We start from the raw sequence: 22,200 nt of genomic DNA on the forward strand, positions 1-22,200 counted from the left end.
GCCGGCCTGCCTGCATCGTGGCGGGCCGGCGCGTCCGATGGCTGCACCGTCCGGCGCCCTTGGGCAGCGTTGCCGCGTATGGCTGACGTTACCGTTTCCTTTTCGATCTCATGACTTCCACACCCCTGCTGCAGATGACCGGCATCAGCAAGTCCTTCGGGGCCACGCGCGCGCTGTCGGCGATGCACCTGAGCATCTATCCCGGCGAAATCCACGCCCTCATGGGCGAGAACGGCGCCGGCAAGAGCACCTTGATGAAAGTCCTGTCCGGCGTGCATGCGCCGGACAGCGGCGAGATTCTCCTGGACGGCAAACCGCTGTCCCTGCGTGACCCCGGAGCCAGCCGCGTGGCCGGTATCAACCTGATCTATCAGGAGCTGGCCGTGGCACCCAATATCAGCGTGGCTGCCAATGTCTTCATGGGCAGCGAATTGCGCACCCGCCTGGGCTTGATCGACCACGTCGCGATGCGGCAACGCACCGATGCCGTGCTGGCGCAGCTGGGTGCCGCCTTTCGCGCCAGCGACCGTGCCGGACGCCTTTCCATCGCCGAGCAGCAGCAGGTCGAAATCGCTCGCGCCCTGGTGCATCGCAGCCGCATTGTCATCATGGATGAACCGACGGCAGCGCTGTCCGAGCGCGAGACCGAAAACCTGTTCAAGGTCGTGCGTCGCCTGCGCGACGAGGGTCTGGCCATCATCTACATCAGCCATCGCATGGCTGAGGTCCACGCCCTGGCCGACCGAGTCACGGTACTGCGCGATGGCAGCTTCGTCGGCGAGCTGACGCGCCAGGAGATCGACCCCGAGCGCATCGTCCAGATGATGGTCGGGCGCTCGCTGGGGGAGTTCTACCAGCATCGCCGCATGGCGCCCGAGCAGGCCGCGACCCTGCCCACCGTATTGCAGGTGCAGGCGCTTGCCGGTGGCAAGGTCAAACCGGCCTCCTTCGCGCTGCGCGCAGGCGAAGTGCTGGGCTTTGCCGGGCTGGTGGGTGCCGGCCGTACCGAACTGGCACGCCTGCTGTTCGGTGCCGATGCCCGCAGCGGCGGCCAGGTCCTGCTGGATGGGCAATTGCTGCAGATCGATAGCCCGCGCGCGGCCATGCGGGCTGGCATCGCCTATGTGCCTGAGGACCGCAAGGGGCAGGGCCTGTTCCTGCAGATGGCGGTGGCGGCCAACGCCACCATGAATGTGGCGTCGCGCCATGCGCGGCTGGGATTGGTCAACGGCCGCACCCTGCACGGAGTGGCGCAGGCATCGATACGTCGCCTCAACGTCAAGGTGGCCCATCCCGGCGTGCCGGTGGGCAAGCTCTCCGGTGGCAACCAGCAAAAGGTCTTGCTGGCGCGCTGGCTGGAGATCGCGCCACGCGTGCTGATCCTGGACGAGCCCACGCGGGGTGTGGATATCTATGCCAAGAGCGAGATCTATCAACTTGTCCACAGGCTGGCCGAGCAGGGCGTGGCCGTGGTCGTCATCTCCAGCGAACTGCCCGAGGTGATCGGCATCTGCGACCGTGTACTGGTCATGCGCGAAGGCGCCATCACCGGCGAACTGGCCGGTGCCGACATCACCCAGGAAAACATCATGCGCCTGGCCACCGACACTGCCGGCGTGCCACCCGCATCTCCCCCTTCACCGCAACCTTCCCTTCATCCCACCCATGGCTGAAATCGATCCCATGCATGAGACCGCACGCGCACCTTCCCGCGCCCCTTCCCGACCCACGCAATGGCTGCTGCACCGGCTGGGCATGTTGCCGGTGCTGGTGGTGCTCTACCTCCTCTTCTACGCGCTGACGATCTACCTCAGCGGCGATGGCAGCTCCAATTTCGCCAGTGCCGAAAACACCATGAACATCCTGCGCCAGGTCGCCATCAACCTGGTGCTGGCCGCCGGCATGACCTTTGTCATCCTGACTGCCGGCATCGACCTGTCGGTGGGGTCGGTGCTGGCGGTCTCGGCGGTACTGGGCATGCAGGTGTCACTGGGTGCGGCGTCCGGCTGGTCGATTCCGGTCTTCGTCTTCTCGGGATTACTGATGGGCCTGCTCAACGGCGCCATGGTGGCCTTCCTCAACATCAATGCCTTCGTGGTCACCCTGGGGACCATGACGGCCTTTCGCGGGGCGGCCTACCTGCTGGCCGATGGCACCACGGTCTTGAACAACGACATCCCCAGCTTCGAGTGGATCGGCAATGGCGACTTCCTGCATGTGCCCTGGCTGATCTGGGTGGCGCTGGCGGTGGTGCTGCTATCCTGGGTGATCCTGCGCAAGACGGTGCTGGGCATGCACATCTATGCCATCGGCGGCAACCTGCAGGCAGCGCGCCTGACCGGCATCCGCGTCGGGCTGGTCCTGTTGTTCGTCTATGCCATCAGCGGGCTGTTCTCGGGATTGGCCGGTGCCATGTCGGCCAGTCGCCTGTATGGCGCCAACGGCAACTGGGGCAGTGGCTATGAACTCGATGCGATCGCCGCCGTGGTACTGGGCGGCACCAGCCTGATGGGTGGCGTGGGCACGATCTGGGGAACGGTGGTGGGGGCGCTGATCATCGGCGTCATGAACAACGGGCTGACCATTCTCGGCCTGTCCTCGTTCTGGCAATACGTGGCCAAGGGCGCGGTGATCGTGCTGGCGGTGATCCTCGACAAATGGCGCCAGAAGGATGCCAGCCAATGAACCTCAGCCTCTCGCACAAGGAGCGCAGCATGCAGCAACCCGATTTCGAAAGCCGTCATTTCCTGCAGTCGCATGTGGCCGATACCCTGGCCTTCTACGACCGCCATGCCGTCGATCCGCAGGGCGGCTTCTTCCATTACCTGAAGGACGACGGCAGCGTCTACGACCGCTCGCACCGCCATCTGGTCAGTGCCACCCGCCTGGTCTTCACGCAGGCCATGGCCTATACGCATACCCCGCATACCCCGCATACCCGCCAGGAACGTTATCTGGAGCAGGCGCGGCACGCGCTCTCGCATCTGGAGCGTTTCCGCCATCCGCACGGTCCGCTGGCCGGCCTGTATGCCTGGACCCTGCGCGACGGGCAGATCGAGGACGGTACCGTGATGGCCTATGGTCAGGCTTTCGTACTGCTGGCCTATGCCCACGCCCATCGCGTCGGCCTGTGTGATGCGCAGCAGGTGGCGCAGGCCTTCGAGCGCATGGAGCGCGCCTTCTTCGAACCCGCCCATGGCGCCTATGCCGATGAGATCACCCCCTCTGGCGAGCTGATTGCCTATCGCGGCCAGAACGCCAACATGCACATGTGCGAAGCCTGCCTGGCGGCCTATGCGGCCACCGGCCAGGCATACTATCTGGAGCGCGCCCGTCTGCTGATCGACCGTTTCGTGTTCGGACTGGCGCAGCAGTCGCAGGGGCTGGTCTGGGAGCACTACCACCAGGACTGGACGCCCGACCACGACTACAACCGCGGCAATCGCGACAACATCTTCAAGCCCTGGGGCTTCCAGACCGGTCACCAGACCGAGTGGGCCAAGCTGCTGCTGATCGCCCACGCCATCGAGGCCAACCCGGATTACGTGAAGCGCGCGGCCGAGCTGCAGAAGGCCGCCTGGACGCATGGCTGGGATGGCGAACATGGCGGCCTGATCTACGGTTTCGATCCGGACATGCGGCCCTATGACAGCGACAAGTATTTCTGGGTCCAGGCCGAATCCTTCGCCAGTGCCTGGCGGCTGTGGCGGGTGACGGGCGATGAGGCATTCCGTCGCCAGTATCACGCCATCTGGGCCTGGAGCTGGGAACACCTGGTCGATCACCAGTACGGCGCCTGGTTTCGCATTCTCGCCGCCGATGGCAAAAAGCTGGAAGACACCAAGTCCCCCGCCGGCAAGGTCGACTACCACACCATGGGCGCCTGCTGGGACGTGCTGGAGGCGGGTGGCCTGCGGCCCTAGTCGGGTCGGTCAGCGACGTCAGGGGATCTTCAGGAACACCTTGTCATAGATCTTGTCGATTTCCGCCACCGATTCCGGATCGTGCCATTTTTCCACGATCGCCCGGTAGGCAGGCTGCGCGCGCTTGGCCAGCAAGACCTTGTTGACCTGCTCCACCACCTGCCGTCCCCATTCATTCCTGGGGCACATCACGCGATTGAACACGACCTCGCTGGCCTCCTGCATCGGCAGCGCCACCAGCACGCCGGGCTGTCCCATGACGCGTGCCTGTTCGAAGGCCAGCAAGGGCAACTCGATCATGTAGTCGATGCGCCCGGCCAGCAGCATGCCGATCGATTCCACCTGTTCCGAGTAGTTTTCCCTGGGCGGATAGGCTGCCAGCAGCTTGTCCACGGTCGGGCTGTAGGAGCGGTCGCGCATGACCGAGGTGGTCAGTTGCGGATTCTGCAGCAGTGCCTGCAGCGATAGCTTGCCCTTGAACTGGTCCAGCCGGTCACGCCGCACGATGATGCGCAGCGGCAGGAAGATCGAAGTTGGCAGCGATAGGTAGCCGACCTTCTCGCGTTCCGGGGTCTTCAACATGCCGTTGTAACACCAGTGGCTGCCCTTGCGGATTTCATTGTTGATGCGCGGGAAGGGCGCTTCCAGTTCCACGTGCTGGTATTGCGGCAGGCCTTTCTTGATGATGTCCAGGGTCAGGTCGAAGATGCCCTGATGCGCGAATTCACCGCTGCGGATCATGTAGGGCGGCACATTGTATTTGCCCCAGACGATCTGGTCGGCCGCCTGCGCTGCCGGCTGTGTCGGCTGTGTCGGCTGTGTCGACTGTGCCGACGTTGACGACATCGCCGATAACAACGTGCTGCCGAGAACCAGAGAACCGGCGAGGCGGCGGAAAATGCGTGAGGGCATGCGCGACTTTCTTCAGGCAGGGGAAGGGGGAGAAGAAGGGGGCGGTGACACAAACGGCGGCGCCAGCAGGACGCGATTGCGCCCCAGCGTCTTGGCCTGGTAGAGGGCCGCATCGGCAGCCTGCAGCAAGGACTCCAGTCGCGCCCCGGGATGGGCCGGTATGCAGGAAGCCACGCCGCCACTGATGGTGATGCGCCCCAGTGTCGACCCGGCGTGCGGCAACGCCAGGGCATGGATGGCATCGCACATGCGCTGTACGATCTGCACGCCTTGCTCGCCATCGGTATCGGCCGCGATCACCGCGAATTCCTCGCCGCCATAGCGGGCCACGGTCTCGCCAGCGCGGCAGACGGTATCACGCATGGTCTGCGCCACCTGGCGCAGCACGGCGTCGCCCGCCACGTGGCCGTAGTGGTCGTTGTAGGGCTTGAACCAGTCGACGTCGATGAAGGCCACCGTCAGCGGCTTGCCATGACGCACGCTGCGCCGCCATTCCTGGTCCAGGGTGTCATCGAAGCTGCGCCGGTTGGCAATGCCGGTCAGGCCATCGGTGAGACTGAGCGAGCGCAGCTGTTCATTGGCCTGGGCCAGATCGCGGGTACGCTCGGCAATGCGCAGCTCCAGCGATTTGTTGAGTGCGCGCAGGGATTCCTTCTCCTGTTCCAGCTGGGCGTAGAGGGTGCGATTCTGGATGGTATGGCTGCGCAGGTTGGCCAGCATGGCATTGATGGCATCGGCCAGGAAATGCAGCTCATGCCGCTTCTTGCCCGGCAGGTCGATGCTCTGCGGCGAGTCCGGCAGGTCCGGGCGGTTCAGGTCCTGGCGACGCACGAAGCCCGACAGGCGCGTGATCGGCCGGCCCAGCCAGCGATTGAAGACGTAGAGGAAGATGAACCACAGCACCAGCGTCTTGATCACCGAGTTGATCAGGATCAGCGTAAAACCATAGGCCACTTTCTGGATCACCACGTGACGGCTGGAGTACACGGTCCAGGCGCCGATGTCGTGCGTCACGCCATGTTCATCGCGATACAGGATGGGGAAGCGATGGCTGGTGGCGGCGTTGAGGAATCCCGTCCGCACCGGGCTGCGCTGCCCCTCGGCATCGACATGGATCTGGCGGCCGTCGTGATCGACGATATTGCCCTGGGCCATCACCAGCCGACCCTGCGGATCTTCGATCTTCACCCCGGTCACCACCGGCAGGTTGCTGATGCCGCGTAATGTGGCCTTTTGCACATCGCCCTGGAAACGCCAGGTCGAACTGGCCAGGCTCGCGCCGAAGGTCAGGTCCATGGCCCGCAATTCGTTATCCACGCCGGACTGGGTGTGCTCGTACTCGGCCCCCAGCTGCAGGCAGGTGACGATCAGCGTCACCAGGAAGTAGCTCCCGAAAATGATGCGCAGCAGGTGGACCGCCAGGGAATTCTTGGAGAGCAAATTCATGTTCTTGCGTGATGGGGAAGCTCTGCTCAGTATTGAGAGAATCGACAGAGCGGAAGGCGCCGCCATGCGCCCTCGGACTCCCCTGCAGGTTGACGCTGCGTCCCGCTGGGCGGGATCGGGTGCGTTGGCAAGGCATGCTGCTGCCCCATGGAATTTCCTCCCGCTGGAATGAAAATGATCAACGTGTTGGTCGTTGAATGCGTGGAGCAAATTTTAACAGTTAGGTTTTGCGAAACTGCCAATGATGTTGGGTAAATTGCGCCCGCAGGGGGGCGCGAAGTTTGCTGAGGGGGGATGGACGCGAAGGGTTGGTGAGGATTGCGGCAGGAGGGGCGCAATCAGGTCGCCGCAAGATGCCGTTCGGCAATGACGAACTCGACCTTGACCCCGGAAACCGGTGCCACGAAGAGTTGCCGTTCCTGCAGGGCATCGATCGTCTCGATCCGATAGCGCAGGCGGTGCGCATGCAGACGTTGCAGCAGCGCCTGCCATTCCGGATGACTGTCGATGCGCAGCGCCAGATGGTCGATACGCGTGGCCGGCGGCCCATTGCTGATGCCGTGCCGTGCTGGCGGGGTGCTGCGTTCGATGAGATGCAGCACCGGCTGCTGGCCCAGGTAAAGCCAATGGCCGGTACTGCCGAAGGGCGGCCTGGGACCCTCCGTCAGGGCGGCCACTTCCACGAAGAACTGGCGCAGGAAGCTGCAGTCACCGGCCACGATGGTGATGTGATCAAGACGCATGCAATGTCCGAGGCCTACAGCAGCCCGCCACCGTCGACGTCGACCACGCTGCCGGTCATGAAACCGTTCTGCATCAGCAACAGGTAGGCCTGCGCCAGGTCCGCGCCCTGACCCACGCGTCCCACCGGCAGCTTGCCTCCGGCACGCGCGGCCATGGCCTTGCGGTCGGCCTCGCTCATGTCGCCCCACATGCCACTCTCGACCATGCCCGGACTGACCACATTCACGCGCAGGGGCGCCAGTTCCTTGGCCAGGGTCTTGGCGAGGATTTCGGTGGCGGCATTCATGGTCGCCTTCACCAGCGCACCCGGCGCCGCCTTGCGTGCCAGCAGGCCGGAAGTGAAGGTGATGGAACCGTTGGGCTGCAGATAGGGGAGTGCCTGTTGCGCGGCGCGTATCTGGCCGAAGAACTTGACGTTGAAGGCGGCCATGGCGTCGGCGATCTTCAGGTCGGCCAGTCGCGCCGACCCGATCACGGGACCGGCCGTGACCACCAGATGATCGAAGCTGCCGATGCTGGCAAACAATTGCGCCACCGACGCATCGTCGCCGATGTCGACCTGGGCCGTGGTGATGTGGGTGGGAAAGTCGGCCGGCGCACTGCGGCGCCCGGCCACGGTCACCTGCGCGCCGGCAGCGGCAGCCTGTTCGGCGACGGCGCGACCGATGCCGGTCAGGCCGCCGATGACGACGATTTTCTGGTCTTTCATGATGAGACTCCTTGAGGGATCAACCGGTGGATGAGGTTCAGGCGGCTGCCGCGGTGGCAGTCGGCAGGGCCGGGTAGTCGGTATAGCCGAGCTCGGTACCGCCGAACAGCGTGGCGCCATCGAATTCGGCCAGGGGCAGGTCTTCGATCAGGCGGCGCGGGAAATCCGGATTGGCGACAAAGGGGCGGCCGAAGGCCACCAGGTCGGCGTAGCCGTGTTCCAGCACCCATTGCGCACGCGCCTTGTTGTAGTTGCCGGCCACGATGATGGGATGGCTGAAACGCTCGCGCAGCTGTTGGCGGAATGCTTCGGTCACGACCGGTGCATCGTCCCAGTCCGCTTCGACCAGGTGCAGATAGGCAATGCCGCGCTGCTGCAGCCAGGCGGCCGCATCCAGAATGGTGGGCAGGATGTCCGGGCAATCCATGCCGCGAGCGGTCAGGAAGGGCGCCAGGCGGATCGCGGTGCGATGCGCACCGACTTCATCGGCCACTGCATCGACCACCTCCTTCAGGAAGCGCAACCGGTTTTCACGTGAACCGCCGTATTCATCGGTACGTACATTGGAAGTGGTGCGCAGGAACTGGTCCACCAGGTAACCATTGGCGCCGTGGATTTCCACACCATCGAAACCGGCGTCGATGGCATTGCGTGCAGCGCGGCGGAAGTCCTCCACGATGGCCTTGATCTCCTGGCGTTCCAGTGCGCGAGGGGTCGGGCTGGCGACCATGCCGCCCTGGCCGGTGACGGGGTCCACCTTCCAGATCTGGCCCTCGAAGGGCATTGCCGAAGGCGCCACCGGCAGCGCGCCGTCGTGGAAATCGGGATGCGACATGCGGCCCACATGCCACAGCTGCAGGAAGATACGGCCATCGGCACGATGCACCGCCTCGCTGACCAGGCGCCAGCCGGCGACCTGCTCGGGGCTGTAGATGCCGGGGGTAAAGGAGTAGCCCTTGCCCTGCGGCGAAATCTGCGATGCCTCGGTGATGATCAGCGCAGCCGAAGCGCGTTGAGCGTAGTGCAAGGCGTTCATGGCATTGGGAATGTCACCCGGCTGCGAACTGCGTGCGCGGGTCATGGGTGCCATCACGATGCGGTGGGGAAGCGAAAGGTGGCCCACGGTCAGCGGTGCCAGCAGGGAGGTCGGGGTTTGCATGAAAGACTCCAAAAAGGGGCAAGACGATCAAAGGGTTCATCAAAGGGTTCAAGCGCTGATGGAGGTCATTATGCAAACCGCCTTGAAATTTGATAATTGGTCTAGTATTTGAAGAATTATCAAAAGGAGCAGAATAATGGCAGCGCACAACCTGGGTGATATCCGACTCTTCGTGGAAGCCGCCGGCCTGGGCAGCCTGTCAGCAGCGGGGCGCAAGATCGGCCTGTCCCCGGCGGCCGCCAGTGCGCGGCTGGTCAAGCTGGAGGCGGAACTCAACACCCGGCTCTTCGAGCGCACCACGCGCCGCCTGCGACTGACCGCCGAGGGGGTGCTCTATCTGTCGCACTGCCAGCAGGCCCTGGCCGCGCTGGACGATGCCCAGGCGGCCCTGCAGGCAGGCCGCAGCGCGGTCAGCGGCAAGTTGCGCATCGCCGCCACCTCCGACTTCGGCCGCCATGTCCTGCAGGGCTGGCTGGAAGAATTCAATGCGCTGCATCCCCAGATCACGCTGGCCCTGATCCTGGGCGACACGGTCGCCAATCTGCTGCAGGACGACCTGGACCTGGCCATCCGCTTCGGCGTCCCGCAGAACAGTTCCATGGTTGCCCGCCCGCTGGCGCCGAACCGCCGCGTGCTGTGCGCGGCGCCGTCCTATCTGGCCACTCGCGAAGCGCCGCAACAGCCGGCCGATCTGCAGCATCAGGACTGCATCGTGCTGCTCACGGCCAGCGGTCCGGCCAACGAGTGGCGCTTTGAGCGTGACGGCGTGGTGCAGACCCATACCGTTCCCCTCACCAGCGCACGCGAAACCAACGACGGCGCGCTGGCCCGTCAGTGGGCCATCGACGGCAAGGGACTGGTCATGAAGTCGATCTGGGATGTGGCGGCGGACCTGCGCGAGGGCAGCTTGCAGGTGGTGATGCCGCAGTGGCGCGCCCCGGAAGCACCGGTGCATGCGCTTTACCAGCGCACGCGCTACATGGCGCCCCGGGTGCGGGCCTTGCTGGATTATCTGGTGGAGCGGTTCGAGGTGGCGGGTGGGGAGATGAAGGCGCTGTCTGAGCTGCGGTAAGGCCAGCGACGAATACCGGCGACTCTTCTTGCTGGCAGGCAAATATCGGGTGCTGGTCCTGCAACAGGTCCGCTGCGCTACTTTTGTGTACCTGTGCGGCTAGACCCCCTGTATCCAGGTCGCTGCAGTTACGTAATCGACTGCCCAGCTGTGGTGCGAAGAATACATCGGCAACCTGCTGATTGGTAATCGGAATTACACCGTACTCTCCAGCATTTTGTCATAAAGCATAACATTCCGCCAGGAATGGTGTTATTTTGGAAATATAAGAAAAATCCTATAAAATAAGATCAAATTCAGGTAAAAACCCGTATATATTCCGATTTACCTCAGAATTATCTTAGATCTGTTCTGCTTCCTGATAATTCCATCTCATCTTCTGGGATGGATTTCGGTAAAGACTTCCTGTATTCATTGCTCCCTCAATGCCCAGCTTTTACAATAAGACATCGGGATTCATCGGGATGTTTGCGATTATTTACTGAATACTTCGCCGCCTGATTAAGTGAATAAGTGAACTATCTTCACTGCGTGTTGGATTCGGAAGTCAAGCAGGCATCTGAGCTTACGAGGGGGCAGGGAAGAGCATCTTCGGGGGAAGCATGGCTCAAAGCACAACGAGCGATGGCGATAAGTTGCCACACGGAATTGACCAGAGCTCGGTGGGTAACAGTCAGTCCCATGCCCCTGCGTGCCTGCCTGTAGCCATCGTTGGCATGGGCTTTCGACTGCCTGGCGATCTTGGCAATGAAAGCGAATTCTGGACGGCGCTGAAGGCGGGTCGTGACCTCGTGACCGAGGTGCCGGCCGATCGCTGGGCGACCGACGAACTGCAACACGGAACACGCGCCGAACCTGGGCGCAGCATCACCTTTGCCGCCGGCGTGCTGACCCGTGCGGACCAGTTCGATGCGGAATTCTTCGGCATATCGCCGCGCGAGGCGGCCTGGATGGATCCGCAGCAGCGTCTGCTGCTGGAGCTGACCTGGGAGGCCCTGGAGCATGCAGGCGTACCGCCTGCCTCGCTGGCCGGCAGCGATTGCGCCGTCTACGTCGGCATTTCCAGTCTCGATTACGGCACCCGCGTGCTGGACGATCTGTCCAGCCTGGGCGGCCACATGATGACCGGCAACACCATGAGTGTGGCCGCCAATCGCATCTCCTACGTCTTCGATCTGCACGGCCCTTCGCTGGCCGTCGATACCGCATGTTCCTCGTCGCTGGTCGCACTGCATCACGCCTGCGTGGCGCTGCAGACCGGTCAGGCTTCCACCGCGCTGGTCGGTGGCGTCAACATGCTCATGCATCCCTATCCGTTCGTGGGCTTCACCAAGGCCTCCATGCTGTCGGCGGACGGGCGCAGCAAGGCCTTTGACGAATCCGGCGACGGCTACGTGCGCGCCGAAGGCGGTGCCGTGCTGCTGCTCAAGCCGCTGGCCCAGGCCCAGGCCGACGGCGACGATGTATTGGCCGTCATCCGCGCCAGCGGCGTCAACGCCGATGGCGCGCGCAAGACCGGCATCACCATCCCCAGCCGCGACGGCCAGGTGGAGCTGATGCGCAGCGTTCTTGCCCGCAGCGGACTGGCGGCAGCCGATATTGATTTCGTCGAGGCGCACGGGACCGGTACGTCGGTTGGCGATCCGATCGAGGCGGCCGCCATCGGCGCAGTCTATGGTGCCGGCTCGGGACGCGAACGGGATCTTCCCATCGGCTCGGTGAAAGCCAACCTGGGCCATCTCGAGGCCGCCTCCGGTATGGCCGGACTGGTCAAGACGGTGATCGCCCTGCGTCAGCGCGCCTTGCCGGCCAGCCTGCATCTCAACACGCCCAATCCCCGCATCGATTTCGCCGGCCTGAAGCTGGCCCTGCTGACCGACTATACCGAGCTGACCCCGGGTAATGGTCGCACGCTGATCGCTGGCCTGAATTCCTTTGGATTTGGTGGTGCCAATGCCCATGTGCTGCTGGAAGCCGGCACCCCGGCGGTGGCCGAGGTCGCCGGCAACACGCCAGCGGCCGCTGGCCTGCCGCCGCTCTACCTTTCGGCCAGAACCGAAGACGCCCTGCGTGAGCTGGCTGGGCGCTATGCAAGCTGGTTAGCCGATGAGGTGGCCGACGAGCGTTGCTATGACGTCGCCTATGCCAGTGCCACCGGGCGCCAGCGCCTGGCACGCCGGCTGGTGTGCCGGGCCGGTTCGCGTACCGAACTGGTCGCCGCGCTGCAAGCCTATGCCGCCGGCCATGCCGTGGCCACGATCGTGTGCGAAGACGAACCCGCCGAGTCTGGCGATATCGCCTTCGTCTATTCCGGCAATGGCGCGCAATGGGTCGGCATGGGACGTCGCCTGTGCGAGGAAGTCCCGCGCTTCAGGCAGATCATCACCGATCTGGATGCGCGCATGCATCCCATGCTCGGCTATTCCATCCTGGCCGAACTCTACGCCGACGGCGCACAGGCCCGTCTGGACGAAACCGAAGTGGCACAGCCGCTGCTGTTCGCCGTGCAGGTCGGCGCGACCTTGCTGCTGCGTGAACAGGGGGTACAGCCTGCGGCCGTGACCGGCCATAGCGTGGGCGAAGTGGCCGCCGCCTGGGCGTGTGGCGCACTCAGCCTGGATCAGGCCTTGCAGGTGGTAGTCATGCGCAGTGCCGCGCAAGGCAAGACCCGGGGTGCCGGCCGCATGGCCGCCGTCGCCCTGGGTGAACAGGATGTACTGGAGGCCATCGTCGCCACCGGCAGTGACGACGTCGTCGTGGCCGGGATCAATAGTCCTGGCAATGTCACTCTCTCGGGGTCGCCCGAGCAGCTGGCCCGCGTCGAGGCGTGGCTTCGTCCGCGTGGTGTGTTCTTCCGTCTGCTCGATCTCGACTACGCCTTCCACAGCCACGCCATGGACCCGGTGCAGCAACTGCTCGTGGACAGTCTGCAAGGACTGCGACCGGGCCCAGCGGATCTGGCCATCTTCGTTTCTACGGTCACCGGTGAGGAGCTGCAAGGCAACCAGCTTGATGCTGACTACTGGTGGCGTAACGTGCGTGCACCGGTGCTGTTCGACCAGGCTATTCGTGTGCTGGCGCAACGCCACTGCCGCGTCTTCATCGAAATCGGACCCCATGCGATCCTGCAGCGCTACATCGGCGAATCGCTGCAAGGCGCGGGCGCCAAGGGCAAGGTACTGCCCTTCCTGCGTCGTCAGCATGATGGTATGGACTGTCTCATGGACACCGTGGCGCGGGCCGAATTGCTGGCGCGTGCACCCAATCTGCAGCATCATTTCCCGCAGCCTGGACGTCCAGTACGCCTGCCCTCCTACGCCTGGCAACATGTGCGGCACTGGCACCCCAGCACCAGCGAAGGACGGCGTGCCAATACCAGCCGCCGCGAGCATCCCTTGCTCGGCTGGTCCCTGTACGACGGCCATGCCTGGGAAAACGTACTGGACGCAAGCATCCTGCCTTGGCTGAAGGACCATCAGGTTGGCGGTGCGATGGTCTTCCCCGGTGCCGGCTATACCGAGATGGCGCTGGCCGCGGCCCGGCAATGGCTGGGGACCCAGGGCAGCGGTCACTATCTGCTGGATCAGGTCGATATCCTGGCACCGATGCTCTTCGATCAGGACCAGGCCCGCACCTTGCGTCTGAGCTTGAATGAGCGCGATGGCAGTTTCCTCATCAAGAGCAAGTCACGTCTGTCGGCCGACGAATGGACGCTGCATGCCAGCGGTCGCATCCTGGCCCCGGGCAAGGGAGTCCGCGCCGGCACCATCAGGGTGCCCGCCGACGCCCGCATGATTGACGCCAGCGAGCATTATGGTTTTACCGCTGCCGTCGGGCTGGAGTATGGCCCTGCGTTCCGCGGCTTCAGCCACGCCCGCGTCGCCGGGCGCTGCATGGAATTGCATCTGTCCCTGCCGTCTGCGGTGCAGAACGGCCTGGCCGACTACCTGCTGCATCCCGCCCTGCTGGATGTCTGCTACCAGGCACTGGTCGGCTTTTTCGGAGACGAAATCCGCGCTGGCCAGGGACGCGCCTTCCTGCCTGTCAAGACCGCGCGCGTGGAGGTATTCGGCGCGGCTTGTCCGCAGTTCGCCCGCTTGCATCTCAAGCGCGTCAGCACGCGCGCCGCCCTGGCCGATATCGAATTGCATGATGCCGATGGCGAACTGGTGGCGCGCCTGAGCGATTGCCGGTTCCGCGCCGCGCCGTTGGTTCAAGGCGCCGGTGGTGCGGTCAGCCTGTGGCAGACCAGCGCGCGCCTGGCACCTCGCGCTGACGGCGTTGGTCACCTGCACACCCAACATGCGCCGGCGCTGGCTCCAATGGTCGACAGCATTCGCCAGACCCTGTCTCAGATGGCCACCCAGCGCCAATCCTGGTTCAACGAGAACCTGCCGCTGCAGGAAGCCCTGGTGATGGCCTTCCTGCACGAGGCTTTGCGCGATGGACTGGACCCGGCCGTGCTGGAAAACAGTGCCTATGGCCGCTGGGTACGCCATGTGCTGCACGCCGAAGGCCTGTTGAGCCGTGCTGGTCAGCACTGGCAACTGCATGCGGATTCCGCACTGCCGCCGGCTGCAGAGATCTGGAAACTCCTGCTCACCCAGTCCCCACAAAGCCTGCCAGCAACTATTGCTGGCCGGTCGCGTGGGCCTGCACCTGCCGGCACTACTGGCCGATCCGTCGCTGCATGAGAGCTTCTGGATGCAGTTGGCGCGCATGCCCGCGGTGGAAACCCAGCTTGACAGCGATCCGGTCTATGCCGGCAGCACGCGCGGCATCGAGCAACTGCTCTCCGATCTCGCCCGGGTCTGGCCCATCCAGTCGCGCCTGCGCATTCTTGAGATATCCGTTGGCTACAGCGATGTGGCACGCCGTTTCGTACAGTCGCAATCCGAGGGCAGTCTGCATTACACCCTGGCGCTGTCCGATGAAACCATGGTCCAGCGTCACCAGGCCGAACTGGCGGGCCTGCCCGGCCTGACACTGGCCCGGCTGGACGCCGACTGGAATGTGCACAGCGATGCAGGGCTGCCGCAGTCCTACGATGTCGTTGTGCTGCGCCACTGCCTGAACCTGGCCGCACAGCCGCAACAGGTACTGGAAAAACTGCGCCGCCAGATCGTACCGGGCGGACTGCTGGTCGTGGCCGAGCGCCACGCCGACCTGAGCGCCGATTTCATCGAAGGGCTGCGTCCGCACTGGTGGCATGCCCCGGTACAGCAGGATGAGGCCGCAGATGCGCCGCTGTCTTCGCTGACCTCACCGGCCGACTGGGAAATCTTCCTGACCCGTGCCGGCTTTGCCGACATCGAAAGTGTCAGTGAACCAGATGCCGCGGCACGCGCTGCCTACCTGCTGTTGGCGCGTCATGCCGCCGAGGCACAGCACTCGCTGCTACCGACCGGCCCGACACGCCGCTGGTTGCTCTGGTTCGACGACGCATCGGCACTGATGACCGAACACCTGCGCGCCTGCCTGATCGCCCAAGGCCAGGAAGTCGATTGCACCACCGACCTGGAGCGGGTCCTGCATAACGGTAGCGATCAGGTGGTCTATCTGCGCGGCTCGTCAGCAAGCGTCGATGCCGCAGGCCTCTACGTGAGCGAACTGCTGGATGTACTGCCCTCGCTGATGCGCTCGACACGCGTCCCCCGCCTGTGGGTAATGACCCAGGGTGGCGCACTGGCACAGGACCTCCCCGCGCACTACCAGCACAAGCCCGCGCAAGCGGCGCTGTGGGGTGCCATGCGCGTGGCGATGAACGAATTCCCGGATCTGCAGATCACGCTGGTGGACATGGACAGCGGCGCCGACCGGCAGGAGGGCGCAGTGCGTCTGTGCCAGGAGCTGCTCGCACCGGATGGCGTCAACGAAATCCTGCTCAGCGGCCAGGCGCGCCTGGCTCTGCGCTGGCAAGCCTGCGAACAGCTTGCTACGGCAGCGTCCCAGGCATCGGAGCCGACGCGCTTCCGTCTGGACTTCAAGGTGCCAGGCCAGTTGCGCAACCTGCAATGGTTCGCGATGGCGCCGCAGCCACTGGCCGATGACCAGATCGAAGTACGTACCCTGGCCGCCGGCCTGAACTTCCGCGATGTCATGTACCTGATGGGTCTGCTGCCCGACGAAGCCGTCGAGAACGGTTTTGCCGGTGCCAGCCTGGGGCTGGAATTCGCCGGTGTTGTTACCCGGGTCGGGGCGGCCGTGACTGATCTGCAGGTCGGCGAGGAGGTCATGGGCTTCGGCAGCGCCTGCTTTGCCAGCCATATCGTCACCCGACGTGACGCCGTGGCGCGCAAGCCTGCCCACTGGAGTTTCGAATCCGCGGCCACGGTGCCGACCGTCTTCTTCACCGTCTATTACGCGCTGTGCCACCTGGCCGACCTGGCCGAAGGCGAACGCGTGCTGATCCACGGCGGTGCCGGTGGGGTCGGCATCGCGGCCATCCAGTTGGCCCGCCACCTTGGCGCGGAAGTCTTTGCCACCGCCGGCAGCGAGGAAAAGCGCGACTTCGTGCGCCTGCTCGGTGCCGACCATGTGTTCGATTCACGCAGCCTGGACTTCGTCGACGACATCATGGCCGCGACCGGCGGCGAGGGTGTGGACGTGGTCCTCAATTCGCTGGCAGGCGAGGCCGTACGTCGCAACTTCTCGGTGCTCAAGCCCTTCGGTCGCTTCCTGGAACTTGGCAAGCGCGATTTCTTCGAGAACACGCCCATCGGCTTGCGTCCCTTCAAGGACAACATCAGCTATTTCGGCATTGATGCCGACCAGTTGCTGACCGGTCGCCCACGGCTGGCCGCACGCCTGTTCACCGAACTCATGGCACTGTTCGCCGAAGGCGTGCTGGCGCCGCTGCCATATCGCAGCTTTACCGTGCCGCATATCGTCGATGCCTTCCGCACCATGCAACAGGCGCGCCACATCGGCAAGGTGGTCGTCACGCTGGACCAGACGCCCGCGCGCGTGGAAGCCAGCGGTGCCGCGCAGCCTCTGCTGCAGGCTGATGCCACCTGGCTGGTCACGGGCGGCCTGTCCGGTTTCGGCCTGGCTTCGGCCCGGTGGCTGGCGCAACAGGGCGTGCGCAGCCTGGTGCTGGTGAGCCGACGCGGCGCGGCGACCCCTGGCGCAGCGGAAGCCATCGCCGAGCTGCAGGCGCAGGGCACGCGGGTCCATGCCGCTGCTTGCGACATCAGCGACCGCAGCGCGCTGACGGCATTGATCGACGAGATCGGCCACACCCTGCCACCACTGAAAGGTGTTCTGCATGCGGCCATGGTGATCGACGATCGCCTTATCCCCAAGCTGGATCCCGAGGCCATCGAGGCAGTCCTGCGGCCCAAGCTGCAGGGGGCATGGCATCTGCATGAAGCGACCGCCGCTCTGCCGCTGGAGCACTTCGTGCTGTATTCCTCCATTACCACATCGATCGGCAATCCTGGCCAGGCCAACTATGTGGCGGCCAATGCCGGCCTGGAAAGCCTGGCTGGCCTGCGTCGCCGACAGGGGTTGCCAGCGATTTCAATCGGTTGGGGGCCCATTGCCGATAGTGGTTACCTGACCCGCAATACCGCAGTGCGCGACGCGCTGGAGCAGCGCCTGGGGCGTCCTCCGCTAACGACCCGTCAGGCCCTGGATACGCTGGGACGGATTCTGGCCGCAGGCGGCCCCAACGACACCCTGGCCGCTGCCAATTTCGAATGGCCTACGTTGGCGCGCCTGCTGGCGCCGGCTACCCGTTTCGCGGCACTGGACGCGGCGCGCGTGATGAGCACCGATGACCAGAACGACAGCGATTTCCGCAGCATGGTGACCGGCAAGTCCGGCGCCGAGATTCATCAGCTGGTCAGCCAACAGGTGGCGCGCGAGGTGTCGGCCATCCTTGGCGTGAGCGAAGAACGCATCGGCCATGAACAAGCACTGCACGATCTCGGTCTTGATTCCCTGATGGCGGTGGAGCTTGCCATGGGGCTGGAACGCCGGGTCGGTGTGCAGTTGCCGGTCATGATGCTCAATGATGCGCCCACCATTGCCAAGGTCGCCGCCAAGATCACCGCCCGTCTCGGCGGCGAGGACGCCCCCGAAGAGGCGCCCGGCAGCGACACGCTGGTCGAGGATTTCATCCGCAAGCACGGCGAAGAGGTCAGCGCCGACGATCGGGCCAGCATGAGCGCCGAGACCCAACGCATGAAGGCGCAAGGCGCGAGGTTGACCCCATGAGCAAATTGGAAGGAAGGTCCAAGTCCGACCTGATCGCACGTTTCCTGGGCAAGAACGGCGCCGCCAGCGGAGGCGGCCGCGCTGCCGGTGCCGCTGTGCAGCCGACGCAGACCAGGGTGTCGCAGGCGTTCACCCGCTTCGACCATCATCCGGGTTACCAGAAGATCCTCGTACCCAAGGTCGCAGCCGATCGCTTTGGCGTACCCAATCCGTTTTTCAAGGTCCATGAAGGCATCGCCGGTGCGACCACCCGCGTCGGCGGACGTGAGCTGATCAACTTCGCCAACTACAACTACCTCGGTCTGAACGGTCATCCGTCGGTCAACCAGGCCGCCAGCGACGCCATCCTGCGCTATGGCACCACGCCGTCGGCCAGTCGCCTGGTCGCGGGTGAACGACCGGTCCAGCAGGAACTGGAACAGGCGCTGGCCGCGCTCTATGAGGTCGAGGACTGTGTGGTCTTCGTCAGTGGCCATGCGACCAATGTCACCACCATCGGTTATCTGTTCGGCCCCAAGGACCTGATTCTGCACGATAGCCTGATCCACAACAGCGTCCTGGAAGGTGCCCGGCTATCCGGTGCCACGCGACGCTCCTTCCCGCACAACGACGCGGCGGCGCTGGACGCCATCCTGGCCGAGGTGCGCCCGCGTTTCGAGCGGGTGCTGATCGTCATCGAAGGTCTCTACAGCATGGACGGTGACATTCCCGACCTGCCGGCCTTCATCGACATCAAGCGCCGCCATGCTGCCTTCCTGATGGTCGACGAGGCGCATTCGCTGGGCGTGCTCGGCCAGAGCGGACGCGGTCTGCGCGAGCACTTCGGGGTGGCCGGCAAGGATGTGGATATCTGGATGGGCACGCTCTCCAAGACCCTGGCCAGTTGCGGCGGCTATATCGCCGGTGAGCGGGCACTGGTGGAGCACCTGAAGTACGCCGCCCCCGGTTTCGTCTACAGCGTCGGTATCTCGCCCCCGCTGGCGGCGGCCTCGCTGGAAGCGTTGCGCATCATGCTGGCCGAGCCGCAACGGGTGCACCAGCTGCGCGCGCGCACCGGACAGTTCCTGCAAAGGATGCAGGAGTACGGCATCAACACCGGCTATGCCCAGGGCTATGCCGTAGTGCCCGTGATCACCGGCAGTTCGATCAAGGCCGGCAAGCTGTCGGAGCAGATGTTCCAGGCCGGCGTCAATGCCCAGCCGATCATTTATCCCGCCGTGGAAGAGAAGGCCGCGCGCCTGCGTTTCTTCTTCTCCGCCATGCACAGCGAAGAGCAGATCACCACTACCTGTGAGCTGCTCAGAAAACTGGTCGGCTGACAGGCCGCCCACAGCGATACCCAAGAAGATACCCAAGCCATGCATTCAATGACCCTCCGGGCGCGTCTTGCCCTTCCCTTTAGCCTGATCGTGCTGCTGGCCGGTTGCGCCACCATGCCGGGCTGGATTCCCACCTCCGGCGCCAGCCGTGCGCAGGTGATCGAAGAGCCTGCCTCTGGCCGCATCGAGGGTATCCAGCTGGTCGATGTAGATGATGCACTGGCACGCAGGCTGGCTGCCAGCCGCAAGCACGAGCAATTCGCCAGACTGTTCGACGGCAAGGCCGATGATCGTTACCTGGTGCGTTCCGGTGATGTGGTCGATGTCACCCTGTGGGAGACCCCGCCCGCGGTGCTGTTCGGAACCGTCTCCGCGGACGCCCATGTCAGCGCGACCACGGTGCAGCCGGTCGCCTTTCCTTCGCAGATGGTGTCCTCGGACGGCACCATCGGTATTCCCTTTGCGGGTCGCATCGTGGCCAATGACAAGACCACCGACGAGATCGAGCGCGAGATTGTGCGTCGCCTCAACGGCAAGGCCAACAGGCCTCAGGTGATGGTGCGCGTGGGCAAGAACAATTCGTCCAACGTGACCGTGGTGGGCGAGGTCAGCAACAGTGTGCTCCTGCCACTGACGCCGCGTCGCGAACGACTGCTGGACGCGCTGGCCGCCAGTGGCGGCGTCAAGCAACCGGTCAATCGCATGGCCATCCAGCTTTCGCGTGCCGACCTGACCGCCTCCATGCCGCTGGACGCAATCATCCGCGACCCGCGTCAGAACATAGCCTTGCAACCCGGTGATGTGGTGACCGCCCTGTTCCAGTCGCAATCCTTCTCGGTGCTGGGGGCGACCGGCAAGAACGAGGAAATTCCGTTCGAGGCGGCCGGCATTTCACTGGCCCAGGCGCTGGCGCGTTCCGGTGGACTCAACGATAGCCGTGCCGATGCCCGCGGCGTGTTCATCTTCCGCTTCGAAGATCCCGCCCTGGTGCGCAGCGCCCAGCCGCTGGCCGTGGGCGTGGACGGCAAGGTGCCGGTGGTCTACCAGGTGGACCTGCGCGATCCGGCTTCGCTGTTCGTCACCCAGAACTTCCCGGTGCAGGACCATGACGTGATCTACGTCGCCAATTCGCCGGCCGCCGAATTCCGCAAGTTCCTGAGTCTGGTGGTCTCCGTGGCGGCCCCCAGTGTCACCCTGAACAATGTGCTCAAAGACTAAGTGACCGAATCTTCTGACAATTCACTGGCTCCCCGGCAGCGCAGCGCGCTGTCGGTAACGCTGTCGGTCTGGCATGCGATCTTCCTGCGCGAGGCGCTGGATCGCCTGTTCGACATGCGCGCGGCCTGGCTGTGGCTCATCGCCGAGCCGGTGGTGCATATCGGCTTCATCGCGCTGATCTGGCGTTCGCTGCGCATCCAGACCATTGGTGGTGCCGACCTCGCGGTGTGGACGATGATCGGCATGCTGGGCTTCTTCCTCTACCGTCGCACCGCCCTGCAGGTGAGTTATGCGGTCGAGTCCAACCTGCCGCTGTTTGCCTATCGCCAGGTCAAGCCTTTCGACACGGCGCTCATGCGCGCGCTGCTGGAGGCCTTCCTGATGGCGGTCATCAGCGCCGTGCTGCTGTTGGGGGCGGCGCTGCTGGGACACGACACGCTGGCCGTCGATGATCCCTTGCTGGTACTGCTGTCGGCAGTGGCCTTGTGGCTGTTCGCGCTGGGCTATGGCCTGGTGGCCTCGGTGCTCATGGCGCTGGTGCCGGAGAGCGAACATATCCTCAAGCTGCTGATGATGCCGCTCTATCTGCTCTCGGGCGTCATCTTGCCGATGTCGGCCGTGCCTGAGCCTTATCGTGGCTGGCTGATGTACAACCCGGTCGCCAACGGCCTGGAACTGATCCGTCTGGGATACATGGAGAACTACCACGCAGTCGCCGAGACCAGTCTCGACTACCTGTTGATGTGGGCCTTGTCCAGCCTGTTCCTGGGACTGGTTCTGTACCGCCGCTTTGAACGAAAGCTGGTGATGCAATGATCGTGGTCGACGACGTTCACAAGCGCTACATGACGGAGCATGGCGTGGGGCGCTGGGTACTGCGCGGCATCAATCTGCGCATCCCTACGGCGAGCAACGTTGCACTGATCGGCGCCAACGGGGCCGGCAAATCGACCTTGTTGCGCATCATCTGCGGCGCTGACCAGCCCAGCAAGGGATCGGTCCAGCGTCAATGCCGCGTGTCCTGGCCGATGGGGCAGGGCGGCCTGGAAGGCACGCTCACCGGACGCCAGAACGCGAAGTTCGTCTGCCGCGTGCATGGCCATCGCAGCGATCTGGCCGAACGTCTGCAGTTCATCCAGGACTTCGCCGAGCTCGGGCCGGCTTTTGATGAGCCGGTCAAGACCTATTCGTCAGGCATGCGCTCGCGCCTGCAATTCGGACTCTCGCTGGCCTTCGACTTCGATGTCTATATCTCCGACGAAGTGACTGCGGCTGGCGATGCTGCCTTTCGGCGCAAGGCGGCAGCGGCATTCAAGTCCATGACCAATCGGGCCGGTCTGATCATGGTGGCGCACGACGAGCGCACGCTGCGCGATTTTTGCCAGTCCGGCATATGGATCCACGATGGTCGAGCCGACTGGTTCGATGATATTGAAGATGCACTGAAGGCATACAAAGAGACGTTGAACCCATGAGTA

15 protein-coding genes are annotated in these 22,200 nt (G+C 64.2%); 10 read left to right on the forward strand and 5 right to left on the reverse strand.

Annotation, left to right across the window (positions count from 1 at the left end; all coding sequences use genetic code 11):
- The first annotated feature begins 110 nt into the window (after window positions 1-110).
- From HBH1_RS04555 to HBH1_RS04565, 3 genes are read left to right on the forward strand one after another with little or no spacing between them, the layout of a single operon-like run.
- On the forward strand, window positions 111-1,673 hold the full coding sequence (locus HBH1_RS04555; RefSeq protein ID WP_102661748.1) for a sugar ABC transporter ATP-binding protein: 1,563 nt from the start codon (window positions 111-113) through the stop codon (window positions 1,671-1,673).
- Between the two features lie 10 nt (window positions 1,674-1,683).
- Window positions 1,684-2,685: an ABC transporter permease subunit gene (locus HBH1_RS04560; protein ID WP_102661818.1), complete on the forward strand. Its 1,002-nt coding sequence runs from the start codon at window positions 1,684-1,686 to the stop codon at window positions 2,683-2,685.
- A 29-nt stretch (window positions 2,686-2,714) separates the two neighbouring features.
- A complete protein-coding gene (locus tag HBH1_RS04565) occupies window positions 2,715-3,923 on the forward strand; it encodes an AGE family epimerase/isomerase (RefSeq protein ID WP_102661819.1) in 1,209 nt (402 codons plus the stop codon).
- An 18-nt stretch (window positions 3,924-3,941) separates the two neighbouring features.
- On the opposite strand, the gene HBH1_RS04570 is transcribed toward HBH1_RS04565, so the two are convergent.
- The 5 genes from HBH1_RS04570 to HBH1_RS04590 form a co-directional block, all read right to left on the reverse strand.
- Window positions 3,942-4,769 carry a TIGR02285 family protein gene (locus HBH1_RS04570; protein ID WP_369878597.1) on the reverse strand — a complete coding sequence of 276 codons (828 nt, stop codon included), beginning with the start codon at window positions 4,767-4,769 and terminating at the stop codon, window positions 3,942-3,944.
- A gap of 78 nt (window positions 4,770-4,847) precedes the next feature.
- Window positions 4,848-6,281 carry a GGDEF domain-containing protein gene (locus HBH1_RS04575; RefSeq protein ID WP_102661750.1) on the reverse strand — a complete coding sequence of 478 codons (1,434 nt, stop codon included), beginning with the start codon at window positions 6,279-6,281 and terminating at the stop codon, window positions 4,848-4,850.
- Between the two features lie 338 nt (window positions 6,282-6,619).
- Complete coding sequence (locus tag HBH1_RS04580; protein WP_102661751.1) at window positions 6,620-7,024, reverse strand: VOC family protein; 405 nt, start codon at window positions 7,022-7,024, stop codon at window positions 6,620-6,622.
- Window positions 7,025-7,038: 14 nt separating this feature from the next.
- Entirely contained in the window at window positions 7,039-7,734 is a 696-nt protein-coding gene (locus HBH1_RS04585) for an SDR family oxidoreductase (RefSeq protein WP_006462885.1), read from the reverse strand.
- A 37-nt stretch (window positions 7,735-7,771) separates the two neighbouring features.
- Window positions 7,772-8,893: an alkene reductase gene (locus tag HBH1_RS04590; protein ID WP_102661752.1), complete on the reverse strand. Its 1,122-nt coding sequence runs from the start codon at window positions 8,891-8,893 to the stop codon at window positions 7,772-7,774.
- A gap of 136 nt (window positions 8,894-9,029) precedes the next feature.
- Between HBH1_RS04590 and HBH1_RS04595 the strand changes: the two genes are divergently transcribed.
- The 7 genes from HBH1_RS04595 to HBH1_RS04620 all read left to right on the forward strand — a co-directional run bounded on the left by HBH1_RS04595 (window position 9,030) and on the right by HBH1_RS04620 (window position 22,197).
- Window positions 9,030-9,965 carry a LysR family transcriptional regulator gene (locus HBH1_RS04595; RefSeq protein WP_102661753.1) on the forward strand — a complete coding sequence of 312 codons (936 nt, stop codon included), beginning with the start codon at window positions 9,030-9,032 and terminating at the stop codon, window positions 9,963-9,965.
- 716 nt (window positions 9,966-10,681) lie between these two features.
- A complete protein-coding gene (locus HBH1_RS25350) occupies window positions 10,682-14,659 on the forward strand; it encodes a type I polyketide synthase (RefSeq protein ID WP_233207508.1) in 3,978 nt (1,325 codons plus the stop codon).
- On the forward strand, window positions 14,598-18,185 hold the full coding sequence (locus HBH1_RS25355) for an SDR family NAD(P)-dependent oxidoreductase (RefSeq protein WP_233207509.1): 3,588 nt from the start codon (window positions 14,598-14,600) through the stop codon (window positions 18,183-18,185). The genes HBH1_RS25350 and HBH1_RS25355 overlap by 62 nt, the downstream gene beginning before the upstream one ends.
- Window positions 18,182-19,504 carry an aminotransferase class I/II-fold pyridoxal phosphate-dependent enzyme gene (locus HBH1_RS04605; protein WP_102661754.1) on the forward strand — a complete coding sequence of 441 codons (1,323 nt, stop codon included), beginning with the start codon at window positions 18,182-18,184 and terminating at the stop codon, window positions 19,502-19,504. The genes HBH1_RS25355 and HBH1_RS04605 overlap by 4 nt, the downstream gene beginning before the upstream one ends.
- Before the next feature lie 48 nt (window positions 19,505-19,552).
- Window positions 19,553-20,722: a polysaccharide biosynthesis/export family protein gene (locus tag HBH1_RS04610; RefSeq protein WP_102661755.1), complete on the forward strand. Its 1,170-nt coding sequence runs from the start codon at window positions 19,553-19,555 to the stop codon at window positions 20,720-20,722.
- Window positions 20,723-21,538 (forward strand): ABC transporter permease, encoded by an 816-nt coding sequence (locus HBH1_RS04615; protein ID WP_102661756.1) that lies wholly within the window; start codon window positions 20,723-20,725, stop codon window positions 21,536-21,538. It abuts the gene before it with no gap.
- Window positions 21,535-22,197 (forward strand): ABC transporter ATP-binding protein, encoded by a 663-nt coding sequence (locus HBH1_RS04620; protein ID WP_102661757.1) that lies wholly within the window; start codon window positions 21,535-21,537, stop codon window positions 22,195-22,197. The genes HBH1_RS04615 and HBH1_RS04620 overlap by 4 nt, the downstream gene beginning before the upstream one ends.
- Window positions 22,198-22,200: the final 3 nt, after the last annotated feature.

The organism is Herbaspirillum sp. BH-1, from assembly GCF_002870055.1.
GTDB lineage: Bacteria > Pseudomonadota > Gammaproteobacteria > Burkholderiales > Burkholderiaceae_D > Herbaspirillum > Herbaspirillum frisingense.

What these genes read in the sequence shown, in the direction of transcription:
- HBH1_RS04565 (WP_102661819.1), top strand. Translation starts at nt 2,715, where the DNA reads ATGCAGCAACCCGATTTCGAAAGCCGTCATTTCCTGCAGTCGCATGTG.
- HBH1_RS04580 (WP_102661751.1), bottom strand. Translation starts at nt 7,024, where the DNA reads ATGCGTCTTGATCACATCACCATCGTGGCCGGTGACTGCAGCTTCCTG.
- HBH1_RS04595 (WP_102661753.1), top strand. Translation starts at nt 9,030, where the DNA reads ATGGCAGCGCACAACCTGGGTGATATCCGACTCTTCGTGGAAGCCGCC.
- HBH1_RS04555 (WP_102661748.1), top strand. Translation starts at nt 111, where the DNA reads ATGACTTCCACACCCCTGCTGCAGATGACCGGCATCAGCAAGTCCTTC.
- HBH1_RS04610 (WP_102661755.1), top strand. Translation starts at nt 19,553, where the DNA reads ATGACCCTCCGGGCGCGTCTTGCCCTTCCCTTTAGCCTGATCGTGCTG.
- HBH1_RS04575 (WP_102661750.1), bottom strand. Translation starts at nt 6,281, where the DNA reads ATGAATTTGCTCTCCAAGAATTCCCTGGCGGTCCACCTGCTGCGCATC.
- HBH1_RS04560 (WP_102661818.1), top strand. Translation starts at nt 1,684, where the DNA reads ATGCATGAGACCGCACGCGCACCTTCCCGCGCCCCTTCCCGACCCACG.
- HBH1_RS04620 (WP_102661757.1), top strand. Translation starts at nt 21,535, where the DNA reads ATGATCGTGGTCGACGACGTTCACAAGCGCTACATGACGGAGCATGGC.
- HBH1_RS04585 (WP_006462885.1), bottom strand. Translation starts at nt 7,734, where the DNA reads ATGAAAGACCAGAAAATCGTCGTCATCGGCGGCCTGACCGGCATCGGT.
- HBH1_RS04590 (WP_102661752.1), bottom strand. Translation starts at nt 8,893, where the DNA reads ATGCAAACCCCGACCTCCCTGCTGGCACCGCTGACCGTGGGCCACCTT.
- HBH1_RS25350 (WP_233207508.1), top strand. Translation starts at nt 10,682, where the DNA reads ATGGGCTTTCGACTGCCTGGCGATCTTGGCAATGAAAGCGAATTCTGG.
- HBH1_RS04570 (WP_369878597.1), bottom strand. Translation starts at nt 4,769, where the DNA reads ATGTCGTCAACGTCGGCACAGTCGACACAGCCGACACAGCCGACACAG.
- HBH1_RS04605 (WP_102661754.1), top strand. Translation starts at nt 18,182, where the DNA reads ATGAGCAAATTGGAAGGAAGGTCCAAGTCCGACCTGATCGCACGTTTC.